This is a genomic window from Pseudomonas brassicacearum (assembly GCF_003732265.1).
Taxonomy (GTDB): domain Bacteria; phylum Pseudomonadota; class Gammaproteobacteria; order Pseudomonadales; family Pseudomonadaceae; genus Aquipseudomonas; species Aquipseudomonas brassicacearum_D.
In genome coordinates, this window is sequence record NZ_MOBK01000004.1 from 14,259 (window position 1) to 26,720 (window position 12,462).

Annotated in this window: 12 protein-coding genes; all 12 read right to left on the reverse strand. The window is 61.2% G+C overall.

Translation table 11 applies throughout. The annotated features are described in order from the left end of the window. Window positions 1-12: 12 nt before the first annotated feature. A complete protein-coding gene (gene icmH / locus BK660_RS09700) occupies window positions 13-888 on the reverse strand; it encodes a type IVB secretion system protein IcmH/DotU (RefSeq protein WP_123433133.1) in 876 nt (291 codons plus the stop codon). 5 nt (window positions 889-893) lie between these two features. After that, complete coding sequence (gene tssK / locus BK660_RS09705) at window positions 894-2,225, reverse strand: type VI secretion system baseplate subunit TssK (RefSeq protein WP_123433134.1); 1,332 nt, start codon at window positions 2,223-2,225, stop codon at window positions 894-896. Window positions 2,226-2,227: 2 nt separating this feature from the next. After that, a complete protein-coding gene (gene tssJ / locus BK660_RS09710) occupies window positions 2,228-2,728 on the reverse strand; it encodes a type VI secretion system lipoprotein TssJ (protein WP_123433135.1) in 501 nt (166 codons plus the stop codon). A gap of 5 nt (window positions 2,729-2,733) precedes the next feature. Continuing rightward, a complete protein-coding gene (tagH, locus tag BK660_RS09715) occupies window positions 2,734-3,930 on the reverse strand; it encodes a type VI secretion system-associated FHA domain protein TagH (RefSeq protein ID WP_123433136.1) in 1,197 nt (398 codons plus the stop codon). 17 nt (window positions 3,931-3,947) lie between these two features. Further along, window positions 3,948-4,088 carry a hypothetical protein gene (locus tag BK660_RS09720; RefSeq protein ID WP_007894589.1) on the reverse strand — a complete coding sequence of 47 codons (141 nt, stop codon included), beginning with the start codon at window positions 4,086-4,088 and terminating at the stop codon, window positions 3,948-3,950. A 93-nt stretch (window positions 4,089-4,181) separates the two neighbouring features. Then, the gene (locus tag BK660_RS09725; protein ID WP_123433137.1) at window positions 4,182-5,699 is read right to left on the reverse strand and encodes a sigma-54 interaction domain-containing protein; all 1,518 of its coding nucleotides are present in this window, start codon (window positions 5,697-5,699) and stop codon (window positions 4,182-4,184) included. A gap of 10 nt (window positions 5,700-5,709) precedes the next feature. After that, a complete protein-coding gene (gene tssH, locus BK660_RS09730) occupies window positions 5,710-8,358 on the reverse strand; it encodes a type VI secretion system ATPase TssH (RefSeq protein ID WP_123433138.1) in 2,649 nt (882 codons plus the stop codon). A gap of 13 nt (window positions 8,359-8,371) precedes the next feature. Then, on the reverse strand, window positions 8,372-9,379 hold the full coding sequence (tssG, locus tag BK660_RS09735) for a type VI secretion system baseplate subunit TssG (protein WP_027926318.1): 1,008 nt from the start codon (window positions 9,377-9,379) through the stop codon (window positions 8,372-8,374). Then, window positions 9,343-11,130 carry a type VI secretion system baseplate subunit TssF gene (gene tssF, locus BK660_RS09740; RefSeq protein WP_123433139.1) on the reverse strand — a complete coding sequence of 596 codons (1,788 nt, stop codon included), beginning with the start codon at window positions 11,128-11,130 and terminating at the stop codon, window positions 9,343-9,345. The genes tssG and tssF overlap by 37 nt, the downstream gene beginning before the upstream one ends. 24 nt (window positions 11,131-11,154) lie before the next feature. Continuing rightward, the gene (locus tag BK660_RS09745) at window positions 11,155-11,631 is read right to left on the reverse strand and encodes a hypothetical protein (protein WP_259698496.1); all 477 of its coding nucleotides are present in this window, start codon (window positions 11,629-11,631) and stop codon (window positions 11,155-11,157) included. Continuing rightward, window positions 11,628-12,050 carry a hypothetical protein gene (locus BK660_RS09750; RefSeq protein WP_123433140.1) on the reverse strand — a complete coding sequence of 141 codons (423 nt, stop codon included), beginning with the start codon at window positions 12,048-12,050 and terminating at the stop codon, window positions 11,628-11,630. Before BK660_RS09750 ends, BK660_RS09745 begins: the two co-directional genes overlap by 4 nt. Before the next feature lie 2 nt (window positions 12,051-12,052). Next, window positions 12,053-12,403 carry a hypothetical protein gene (locus BK660_RS09755; RefSeq protein ID WP_259698497.1) on the reverse strand — a complete coding sequence of 117 codons (351 nt, stop codon included), beginning with the start codon at window positions 12,401-12,403 and terminating at the stop codon, window positions 12,053-12,055. Window positions 12,404-12,462: the final 59 nt, after the last annotated feature.

Below are 12,462 nucleotides of genomic sequence, written 5' to 3' on the forward strand. Positions count from 1 at the left end.
ACACGTCCCTGTTTACGGCTGTGACTGCGGCTGGACCGCGGCCGGATCTAGCGGCTGGAAAGGTTGCAGTACGGTGTCGCGCTGCTCGCCGAGTACCCAGGCGAAACCGGAATACATCACCACCAGGCAGACGACGGTGAAGAGCACCACCATCCACGCCGGCACGATGCGCACCAGGCTGCGGCGCTGATCGTTCAGGCCTTCCCAGTGCGGCGACAGCTCACGCGGCACGTCGCCACGCAGTTGGCGGATCTGACGATACAAGGCATCGCGGATGCCTTCGAGTTCGAGCATGCCGCGCGCTTGTACGCGGTACTTGCCTTCGAAACCGAGGGACAGGCACAGGTACATCAATTCCAGCATCGGCAGGTGCTTGACCGGGTTTTTCGACAGGCGATCCAGCAGCTGGAAGAACTTCTCGCCACCGAAGGTTTCGTTGTGGAAGCTGCTGAGCAGGCTCATCTGCGACCATTCGCTTTCGTTGCCCCACGGCGTGGTCACGACAGCTTCGTCGACCACGGTGCACAGCACATAACGCGCGGCCATTACCTGGCTGCTTTCGGCGCCGTTGTGCAGTGCGCGCACTTCAAACAGCTTGAGCCCGGCGGTCAGTCGCTCGTTGAGCGCGTACATGTCTTCGCGGGTGTCGCTGTGCTTGAGTCGCACCACTTCCGAGAGCAACTCGGACGCGGCGGCCACCAGCGAATTGAGGCTGATGTTGAACGCTTCCGCCGGGCGCAGGCGCGCGGCGTAGATCATGCGTTCTTCGAGCTGTTCGAAACGCGGTGGTGCGGCGAAATCGGTCAGCGGACTTTGCGCCGGGCCGTGGCCCTGGCGGTCGAGCAAGACGGTTTTATCGTCCTGATGGTGTTCCATGTCCTTAATCATTTCAGTCAGTTCCTGATGGCCCAGAATTTCAGTTCGAGCTCGGCAAATTCACCGGAAACGTGGAACGCGAAGCCGCCGGAGCGCTCCAGGTCTGCCAGGTCTCCCGAACTGAGTTCGAGGATGAAATAGGTTTTGTTGGAGTGGAACGCGATCTGCCGCGGGGCCACCGGCAACGGTTTGACCTTGATGCCCGGCAGGTGCAGGTTGACCAGTTGGCGGATGCGCTCCACCGGGCCGACCTTGAGGTGCGCCGGCAAGCGATGACGCAGCTCTTCGGAGTCGCAGTTGGCACTGGCCGCCAGCACGAACGACGCCGAGCCCAGCAGTTTGTGGTCGTGCAACGGCGAGACGATGATTCCGTACTGACGCTCCTGCAGGATCAGTTCGATGGCGTGCTGTTCCAGCACCATCGACAGCACCTGGCGGATCGCTTCCATCAGTTTGCGAAAGCTCGCGCCCTGATCGCTGTGCTGATAACGGCTGTCCAGGCGCGGGCGTTTGCTGTCGCTGGAGAAGGTCGCCAGATCACCGAGCATGGTCAGCAACGTGCGGTACAACTCTTCCGGATGCACTTGTTCCAGACCGAGGTAGTGACGCAGCAGCAGCTCGGTGCGGTTGATCAGTTGCAGCATCATGAAGTCGCCGACTTCCGCGCCGCCGACCTTGCCGTTGGAGCGGATGCGGTCGGCGATGGTGTCGCCGCGGTGACCGAGCATGCTGATCACTTCTTTGAGGCACGACAGCAGGTAGCTGGAGGAATGCGCCTGGATGTAGGTCGGCACAAAATCCGGGTCGAGGCTGATCACGCCATCGGGCGTGGTGTCGAGCACGTCGCAGATCTTCAGCTTCACGTAGGCTTGATCGCTCTGCTGTTCGCCGAGCAACAATTTGAAGTCCGGGCGACCGCAGCGCACCTGGCTGGCGGAGTCGTCGCCGGCGTTGGAGTCGGCGACTTCGGCTTCGTACGCGGTGTAGCGCGCCAGCACGTCGGATTGCTCCGGACGGCGCGCCTCGATGTGGTTACCGGTGACCAGCGGCAACGCCAGGTAGATCGGCGTGTTGCCGGTGTTCGGCGGAACGTCCAGCGCCAGCGGTTCGGTGTTGCCGCCAAGTTCGAACAGGCTGCCGTCCGGCAGAATCCCCGAGGCCTGGCTGACCACCAGTTTGCCCATGTTGAGGAACTGCAAGTCGATGTCCAGGTTGAGGAAGCCCCAGGTGTAACTGCCCAGCAACTGGGTGCGGGTCTTCATCTGGTGGTCGTAGTAACGATCGTTGTGCTGGAAGTGCTGCGGGCGCAGCAGCATGCCTTCCTGCCAAATGACTTTATGGTTATTCATGATCAGTCATCCGCCTTGGCGAGCGTTTCGAGGCTGCTGCGGATACCGGCCTGATCGAGCGTCAGGTCAGCGTCGGTGACTTCCACCGGGGTGATTTGCACGGTGTAGCGCCATTTGGTTTCCGGCAGGTCGCGGTAGGCGGCGAGTACGCCAACGTAGCGGCTGCCCTCCTCCACGCTGAGTTTCAGCTCAACGGTTTCGCCGGGGCGCAGCTCGAGTTCTTCGCTGGCCACCAGGTCTGGGGCCAGGGATTCCTTGGCGCGTTCATACAGACTGAAGAAGTCGGCGTTTTCGAACGTCACCGGGTGCTTGAGCTCGAACAGACGCACGACAATCGGCGACGGACGCCCGTTGAGGTCCGGGTTCAGCTGATCGCTGGCGGTCAGTTTCAGGTTGAGCTTGGTGACTTTCGAGTACGGCGACAGCGACGAGCAGCCGGCCAACAGCACCAGGGCCATGAGCGCCGTCAGCGTCTTGAAAAAAGCGGTCGAGCAGCGAGACATGCGCATCATCCTTGGTGGTCGGTGTGTAGGGTGGAAATCAGGCGGATCTGCTCTTCGTAAGCCTGAGCGAAGTCGCGGGCCAGCAGGCGTTCGCTCCAGTCATCGTCCTGACGCAGGGCCTGGTGATAACGACCGTAGGCTCTCCAGCGACTGCCGGAGGTGGCGAGCAACGGCTTGTTGTCGCGCTCGAAACGCAGGGTCAATTGCTGCGGCGAAAAGTGCTCCAGCGTGCCGCGAACGGCAGCGCGGCTGGCGGTCAGCAAGGCCACTTGATGCGCCTGCAAATCGCGGAACGCGCGGGAGATTGCTTGCTCGGCCGGCAACTGGCCCGGCTTGTTCGGCTGCAACAAAATACCCAGCGCTTCACCGGCATCGACGGCGAATTTCAGCGGGTTCTTTTGCGAGCCTTGCACGGTGGTCTGGGCCAGCCGCAGTTCGTTTTTCAGTTCGCTGCGGGTGCGCAGGCTCTGCTGCAAACCGCCGACGCTTTGCTTGAGCAAGCGTGCCGCGTTCAGCGCCAGGGCTTCGCGGGCGTCGTGGTCGAGGCCTTTGAGGTCCACGCCCAGCGCGGCGCCGAAATGCTCCCAGAAGCCTTCGCTCTGACGTTCGACCGCTTTCGGCGCTGGGGCCGGAGCAGGTTCGACCGGGGCGTTGATCAGCTCCGGGACCATCAGGCTTTCCATGTCGATACGGGCGTAGTCGGCGCGCTGACGGGAGTCTTCGATCGTGGTGCTCGGGGAGATCAATTGCTCGATTTCCGAATACACGCGTTCTTGCTGATCCAGTGCATTGAGTGGGTCGAGGTCGAGGAACGCGTCATCCGGAATGATGCTGCCTGCCGCTTGCGGACGGCCGACTTCGACGTCGAAGGTCGCCGGGTCACGCACCAGCCGCGCGCGGATCTCGAAATCACCCAGCACATAGACGCTGCCGTGCTCGATACGCATGGCTTCGCCCTTGCGCAGGCGTGCACCGCTTTCGCTGTTCTGGATACCGTTGCTGCTGGTATCGGTCAGGAAAAACGTGCCTTCGCGGTAGCTGATCAACGCGTGATGGTTGGATAGGTGCCGCTTGCGATCCGGGATGATCCAGTCACAATCCTCGCCCCGACCAATCACGCCACCGGCCTGTTTAAAGGTCTTTTGGCACAAGTCCGTGGGCACGAATTGCTTGGTGTTGAGCATTTCGAAAACTAGTTCCATGGTGATACTCCTTGCGGTCACTTGCCGCGATTGACCGCCTGCGGATCACCCAATGGGCGATAGGTGTTGTCGTTGTATTTGTAATTGCCGCTACAGCCGCCGAGGCCGCATAAAACGACGAGGGTCAGCAGGACGGCTTGCCAGTGACGAACAGGCATCAGAGGGTCTCCAGGGATAGACAAAGCACAAAGCGCCGGCCCGATTGGGCGGCGCTGTTAAAAGCGGTTGAGGTGAAATCGACGGTCATTTGCCTACCCATCGAAGTCGCCCAGGTTGATATTCAAGCGGCCGAGGCGGTACAGCAGCGTGCGTCGTGGCAGGCCGAGTTCGCGGGCGGCGAGGGTCTGGTTGCCGTCGTTTTTGCGCAGGCAATCGAGCAGCAGGCTGCGTTCGACCTGTTCCAGGCGTTCGCGCAGGTTCAGGCTGTTGTCTTCCGGCATGGCTTCCATGCGCAGGGAGAAATGCTCGGCCAGCAACTCGCCGCCCTCGCACAACAGAACAGCGCGTTCGACCAGGCCTTTGAGTTCGCGCACGTTGCCGGGAAAGGCATAACCGGACAGGTGATCCAGCGCCGCATCGGACCACCGCACCGCATCGCGTTGCAGGAACGAACAAGCCTTTTCAGCAAAGTGCCGCGCCAGGTCGAGGATGTCGCCTTCGCGCTGACGCAGGGCCGGCAACTCGATCGGAAATTGCGCGAGGCGGTAGTACAAGTCCTCGCGAAATTTGCCTTCGCTGACCAGCACCGACAAATCCCGGTGCGTCGCGGCGATGATGCGCACGTCGATCTTGTGCGTGTCGTTGGAACCCAACGGGCGGATCTCGCCTTCCTGCAACACGCGCAGCAACTTGGCTTGCAGCGACAACGGCATGTCGCCGATTTCATCGAGCAGCAAGGTGCCGCCGTTGGCCGCGTCGAACAGCCCGGCGCGGTCGCGGTCAGCGCCGGTGAAGGCGCCTTTGCGGTAGCCGAACAGTTCGCTTTCCAGCAGGTTCTCGGGGAACGCCGCGCAGTTCTGCACGATAAACGCCTGGGAGCGGCGCGGCCCGCAATCATGAATGGCGCGCGCGACCACTTCCTTGCCGGTGCCGGTCTCACCGCGCAACAGCACGGTGTACGGGCTGTGCAGGACTTTGCTGATCAGCGAATAGGTCTGGCGCATGGCCGAGCTTTTACCGATCAAACCGTAACCGCTGGCGCTCGGCACACTGACCGGCGCTGGCCGCGAAACACCGGTCGGCTGACGCAAACGTTGCAGCAAGTGCAGTTGGCCGAGCACGAACGAGCCCAACTGACCGAGGGAATCGGCAAAGCCTTGCAGGTCGATGTGCCGGCGACTGGCGCACAGCAGCAAGCCTTCAACCGACTTCTGCTGATTGACCAACGGCACGCATAGCAACGACTGCCAAGGCGTGGCCTGGGGCGGCAGGAAACTGGTTTCGTGCAGGCTGCCGCTCAGTTCGCTGAGGCTCACCACACGGTTCTGGCACAGGGCGAATTGCAACAGCTGTTCACCGTTGTAATCCGCCGGCAGGCTCGCCGCTTCCCGGGGTTGCAGGATACCGTTCAGGCACTCGGCATTCATTCCCAGGCACGTGTGGGTCGCGTCCAGCAAGTACAGCTGTGTCAGTTCGCAACCGCTGAGCTCGGCCAGACCGCGCACGAAGTCACCCAGCAGCGCAGCGCCGTCCGCCGCGCGCGACAGGCTGGCGAACTGCGCCAGCAAGGCTTCGGCATACACCAGCGGTTGCGGCACTCGAGTGAACATCACACCCACCTCAGGCGAACTCGCAGGTCACGCTGGCGTCACCGTCGAGCGTGGCATGCACACGCTTGAGGCTTTCACCGGTGGCCATCGCGTCGAGCAAGCGGTCGGCCACCAGCGGCAGCACGTGCAGGTCGAGCAAATGGTCAATCAGGCGCGCGCCGCTGTCGCTTTGGGTGCAGCGTTCGGCCAGGTGATCGACGAGGTCCTGGGAGTAAGTGAAGTCCAGCTGACGTCGGTTCAGGCGCTCGCCCAAACGGCCGAGTTTGATTTCGATCAGCTCGCGCAGCACCGGGCCGCCGACCGGGTAGTAAGGCACCACGCGCATCCGCGCCAGCAGCGCTGGTTTGAAGTGTTTGCTGAGGACCGGGCGGATGGTTTCTTCGAGCACTTCGGCGGTCGGCCGCGCACCGTTTTCACAGAGTTCGCTGATGCGGTCGCTGCCCAGGTTCGAGGTCATCAGGATCAGCGTATTGCGGAAGTCGATCTCGCGCCCTTCGCCGTCGTTGGCCACACCTTTGTCGAAGATTTGGTAGAACAGGTTGAGCACGTCCGGGTCGGCCTTCTCGACTTCATCGAGCAGCACCACCGAGTACGGTTTCTGGCGCACAGCTTCGGTGAGCATGCCGCCCTCGCCATAACCGACGTAGCCCGGTGGCGCACCGATCAGGCGCGAGACGGTGTGCTTCTCCTGGAACTCGGACATGTTGATGGTGGTGATGAAACGATCACCGCCGTAGAGCAGATCAGCCAGGGCCAGCGCGGTTTCGGTTTTGCCGACGCCGCTCGGGCCGACCAGCAGGAACACGCCCACTGGCGCGTCCGGTTTGTTGAGGCCGGCAGCGGTGGCGCGCATCGAGCGGTCCAGTGCGTGAACGGCTTGCTCCTGACCACGGATGCGCGTGCGCAGGTCGGTGGCGAAGCTCGCGACCTTGGCGTTGTGCTCACGGGCCAATTGCGCCAATGGCACGCCGGTCCAGGCGCTGATCACTTCGGCGACCAGACGCGGGCAGACTTCGAAGCTCACCAGACGTTCTTTGACTTGCAGTTCGGTCAGCGCTTTGTGCGTGTCGTTGAGTGCGGCTTCCAGCGATGCGACGCTTTGCGCTTCGTCGACCGGCAGGGTTTCGATGACGGAGCCTTCGGCGTCTTCTTCAACCGTGACGTTGGGTTCGACAGCAGCGGCTTCACGCGCCTTGGCCAGTTGCTGGCGCAGGTCCAACAGGCGTTCGGCGAGTTCTTTCTGTTCAGTCCACAGGGTTTCCAGCGCCGCCCTTTCGTCTTCAGCTTCTTCCAGCCGCGCTTCCAGTGCTTCCAGCGCCTCGTGATCGATCAGCAAACCGGCTTCGGCATCACGGCGCAGGGCCTGACGTTGACGACCGCCTTCGGCCAGTTCGCCACGCAAGCGCTCAAGGCTTTCCGGCGCGGCGGCGAGGCTGATGCGCACGCGGGCGCACGCGGTGTCGAGTACGTCGACGGCTTTGTCCGGCAGTTGGCGACCGGCAAGGTAACGGGCAGACAGTTCAGCAGCGGAGACGACGGCGTCATCGCGCAGGTAGATGCCGTGGCTCTTCTCGTACACCTGAGCCAAACCACGGAGGATGGTCACTGCTTCGCTGACGGTCGGCTCGTGCAGTTGCACCGGTTGGAAACGACGGGCCAGCGCCGGGTCTTTCTCGAAGTATTTTTTGTACTCGGCCCAAGTGGTCGCCGCGATGGTGCGCAGTTCGCCACGGGCCAGCGCCGGTTTCAGCAGGTTGGCCGCGTCGGAACCGCCGGCATTGCCGCCCGCGCCGATCAGCGTGTGGGCTTCGTCGATGAACAGGATGATCGGTTTCGGCGAGGCTTTGACTTCGTCGATCACACCCTTGAGGCGACGTTCGAATTCACCTTTGACGCTGGCGCCGGCCTGCAGCAGGCCCATGTCCAGCGACAGCAATTCGACGCCTTTCAGGACTTGCGGCACTTCACCGGCAGCAATGCGCGAGGCCAGGCCTTCGACGATGGCGGTTTTACCCACACCGGCTTCACCGACCACGATCGGGTTGTTCTTGCGGCGACGGGCGAGGATGTCGACCATCTGCCGGATCGCGCCATCGCGGCACAGCACCGGGTCGAGTTTGCCGTCGCGGGCCTGTTGGGTCAGGTTGTGCGTGAAACGCTGCAGCAGCGATTCGCCCGGCACGGCGGGTTTGCCGGTGGCCGGTTGTTCTTTCTGCGACAGGGCGAATTCTTTCAGGCGATCAATGTTCAGTTTGGCCAACAACGCCTGGTAACGGCTGCCGGCGTAGCGCATCGGGTTGCGCAGCAGGGCGAGGATCAGCGCGGCCTGTTCGACCTGGGTCTGGCCCAGTTCGAGGTTGGCCACCAGCAAGGCATCCTGCAGCCATTGCACCAGTTCCGGGGCAAACACCGGGTTGCGCGAGGCGCTGTGCTCGACCCGCGATTGCAGGGCGGCGCTCAGTTCACCGGCATCCACTTCGGCATCTTGCAGCGCGCGTGCGAGCAGGCCTTGCGGGCGCTCCAGCAGGCCAAGCAGCAAGTCTTCGACGAGGATCTTGCTGCCGCCACGGGCGACGCAGCGTTCGGCAGAACTTTCCAGGTCACGACGGGTTTCGGCGTCCAGCGCCTGGATAAGTTGTTGCAGGTCTACGTTGATCATTGGTCATCTGTCCTTAATGAATTTTGCTGCCCAGGGTGACCACGCCGTCCGCTTTTTCGCGGCCCAGCCAACTGGTCCAACCCAAGCGACAGGCGTTCTGCTCACCGATGCGCAGTTCCGGGATTTCTTCGTGGCGCAACACCAGGCGAATGTCGTAATCGAGCGGGTCACGCAGGGTGAAACGCACCAGCGCGCACAACGGCTGGTAGCCGAAACCGATGGGCAGGAATTCGTGAAAGCGTTGCCAGTCGAGTTCGCGGATGTGAATGCGGAATTTGCCGCTGCGGTCGCGCACGTGTTCGCCCAGCACCAGGTCTTCGCCGAGCAGGCTGTTGGCGCGGCCCAAACGATTGCGCTGCTCGTCGAGGATTTCCACGCGGCGCTCGATGCATTGCTCGATGGTCAGCTCGGCGTGCTTGAAGTAGTAACGCAGCACGGCTTCGATCAGCGCCGCCGAGTGCGCCCGCAAACTGAGCAAGCCGAGGTACGGCAGCAGGCGTTTCCAGTTCAGTTCGCCGGCCTTGCGGATCTCTTCGCCACCCAGGCCAATCAATGCAAAAAGCTGCGAAGAGAACGGATCGAGCGCGCCGCTCTCGAAGCTTGCGCGGTAGCGGTATTTGCGCCAGATCGGCAGCATCAACCGTTGCAGGCGATGGTGGAACAGGTCGAGGAAGTTGCGGGTCGGGTTGCCGTCTTCGCTGTCGCCCAGGGCCTGTTCGCCGTAGAACGCCGGCAGCGGCGAACCGGAACCGACCAGGCCGATCAGGTTGAAACGCAGGCGCGCGCGCATCTGCCCATGCTCGTGGAAAAACTCCACGCGATCGACATCGCTGCCAGGGAAACCCAGGCTCGGGTTGGCCTGGAATTCCAGCTGGTCGTACAAATCGTCCTGACTCAGGTGCGGGTGGGCCTCGCGCAGCCGGTCAACCACCAGCAGCACGGCCTGAAACAGCGAGTACTCGCGTATTCCTCGGGTCAGTCCGCTTAAAGCAGCGGCTGAAGGCCCATACGTGGTGTCCATTGGTACACCTCTCCCTGTGTGCTTTTTACCCGCAGCTCGTGGTACGAATTGAGACTGGCGTAAAGCGCGAAAAACTCGTTAAGAACCGAAGCGAACACGAACAGGTCGCCTTCGCCGATGTAGCCTTCCGGGTCGATGGTCAGCTCGGTGCGCAACCCGCGCACCGGCAAGCCGCGATGCAGGCGGTCGACGTGTTGGTGTTTGATCGACTTGAGCCCACCGAGCAGGCGTTTGCTGACCTTCTCCGCGTGCTGGTCGTAGTAGCGCGGCAGGTCGTAGGTTTCGAGAATCACCTTCAACGCATTGACGTCGGCCAATGACAGGTAGTTAAGCGACATGTTGCTGATCAGCTTCCACAGGAAGTCGCGATTCAGCGGTGGCGCATAACTCGGGGTCGCCGGGGTGATGTTGCGGAAACTGAGGAACTCCGGCGTCTCTTCACAGGCTTGGCTGATGTCGCCGAGCTTGAGTTTTTTCGGCAGGTTCTGGTTGGTGCACATCAGCTCGATCGACAGGGTTTCGTGGGCTTCGGTATGGCGGATGCCGAAGCTCAGGTAAGTGTCGAGGCCGTCATGCAACAGCGATGAACGCTGGCGAATGCTGTAGTGCGGACGGCTGGTGGGCACGTCGAAACTCGGGTCGTGCTCGAAGGATTCGAACGGCACGTATTCCTGATAACCGAGACCGCCGGGCTTCCAGCCAGTGACGCTTTCCACCGAAAACACACCGCAGTTTTCCAGGTCGTATTCGGCGGGCAACAGCAGGTATTCGTCCTGCTTGCCGTCGAGGCGAATCGGTAACGCATCGTGCTTGAACAGGTTGACGATCGGCGTGCAGTACAGCTTCACGTTGTCCAGGGTCGGACGCATGCGCAGGATGCCGCTCTTGCGAATATCAAAGCGCAACTCCAGGCCGCGCATCTGCTTCAGCGTGTCTTCCGGCAGCGCCTTGAGAATGTCCAGACCGTTGACGTCGACGAACAGGAACTTGTCCTGGAAGGCGAAATACTCTTGCAGGTAGCGATAGCCACGGAAGGTGTTCAGCGGATACGGAATCAACGCTTCTTCTTCGGCAAAACCCACCGGTTGCACCCGGTCGCCGGGCATCTTGAACGCCATCGGTGTGCCGTTGACGCCATTGATCGGCTTGCCGGCGCTATCCAGCGGGATCAACTCGATGCCTTCCAGATTGCGCAACAGGCTCAGGTACAGCATCTGGCTGATGTACCGCTCGCCGGCGAAGTGCAGGCGCAAGCGGCTCAATTCCAGCTCACCGAGATGACCGTCGGCGCTCATCTCCAGGCGCAGGCTCAACAGCGAACCGTCGCCCTTCACCGAGTACGTCAGCGCGGCCAGATCCAGTGCCTGGACTTCGGTCGGGTAGCAGGTGCGGAAACGGCAACGCACGTCTTCAATCGGAACGCTTTCAATCGGTGTATCACGATCGACCTTCAGCGCCGGGCCGGAACGCTTGAGCGGGTCGAACTGCAAAATGCTGAACGCCGGCAGCGGGCGCATGTAGTTGGGCCATAGCAATTGCATCAGCGAATGGCTGAGCTCAGGGAGTTCGTCGTCGAGCTTCTGACGCAGGCGCCCGGTCAGGAACGCAAAACCTTCCAGCAACCGCTCCACGTCCGGATCCCGCCCGGCCTGGCCGAGGAAAGGCGCCAACGCCGGGCTACGCTCGGCGAAACGGCGGCCTAACTGGCGCAGTGCGGTGAGTTCGCTTTGGTAGTAGTGGTTAAAGGACACGGGGTACCTTCCTGGTGTTGGATCTCATGAAAAAACTGTCCTGTAGAGCGCGACTGTCAGACCGGCAACTACGTAACCGGCGATGAACAGGTACGGCAGAAAAGCCAGCCAGCCAAACATCATCGGGAACCCGGCGAGGCTCCCCAAAAACACATGGGCCAATCCATAAATCACCCATGGGGCGGCGTAAAAAGGGATGAACATCAACGGTGCGCGCCACACACTTCTCAAAATTTGCTGTTCGGTTTTCCCGTTCATTACTCGCGTCGCCCACAGGGCAAAGGCGATGTAGGCCGGGATTCCGAATGAGAGAACGTAGATCAACAGCATTTGTTGCCAGTCCAGAACCGACGCGTATCCGGTGCCCTGCTCGACCAGTATCAAAGACAACATCACCAAGAGCGGAGACCAGAGCGCCGCCCTGAAAAAATTTGGATTGGGAGTGGTAGGGACCGTCCCCTTTTCGCATTTTGGAATGCGCTCGATACCCGACCTGATCATTGCGTAGTCCCCTCAGGCTGAATCGGCTGGGTACGGCTAGCCGCATTTCGCAATGCCCAACGCAACTCGATGACTTGAGTGGCGAGGATTGCCAGCAATGTGACGCAGCCTTGGGCCACGCCGTAAAACAAAGCTCTTAACGGATTCTCTGGCAGCATCCAGAGCAAGATGAATCCCACCATCAGAGCCAGGATCACAAGCTTGGCGATGAGGCTCGGAATCAACGCGGCAACCAGATTCACACCCAGGAAGATGTAGAACAGCGCGTAACTGGCCATGCCGATTGCAACACCGTGCGAAGTGAATCCGCCGTTCAGATGCTTGTAGGCATGTACAACCGCGTCGTTCAGGAACGCGTAAGCGAGGCATCCAGCGGCGTGGAAAGAGAGGCACATGGCAAAGCGGGTGTAGAAGTTCATGCCTACCGACCTCTCGCTTTTTCAGGTGCAATCGTCGTGCTGGTGTGCAAGTAAAGTTGTTCGCCATCAAACCCTGTAATACCGGCGGTGCTTAGAGGAAACCCCTCTTTCGTGCCGAATCGAATCCAACCCTCCGACCAAATATCGCCATTCTCATGACGAACCTGCACGTAATAATTCGGCGCCTCGGATTTCGCTATTTCGACAAACACCCCACCATCCTCGCCACCCACCCAAAGCGCATTGGGATGAGCAATCAAAGTTGGGGCGACAGACCGCTCCATACGCAACAACACCGCAAACAAAACCAAAATCGCCAGCAGCCCAATGGAGCTCAGGAATGCGATGAGCAAAGTTAGGGGCAGGCGTTTTCTATCCGCGCACCTGCACAGAGCATCGCCCTTCCTTAGAC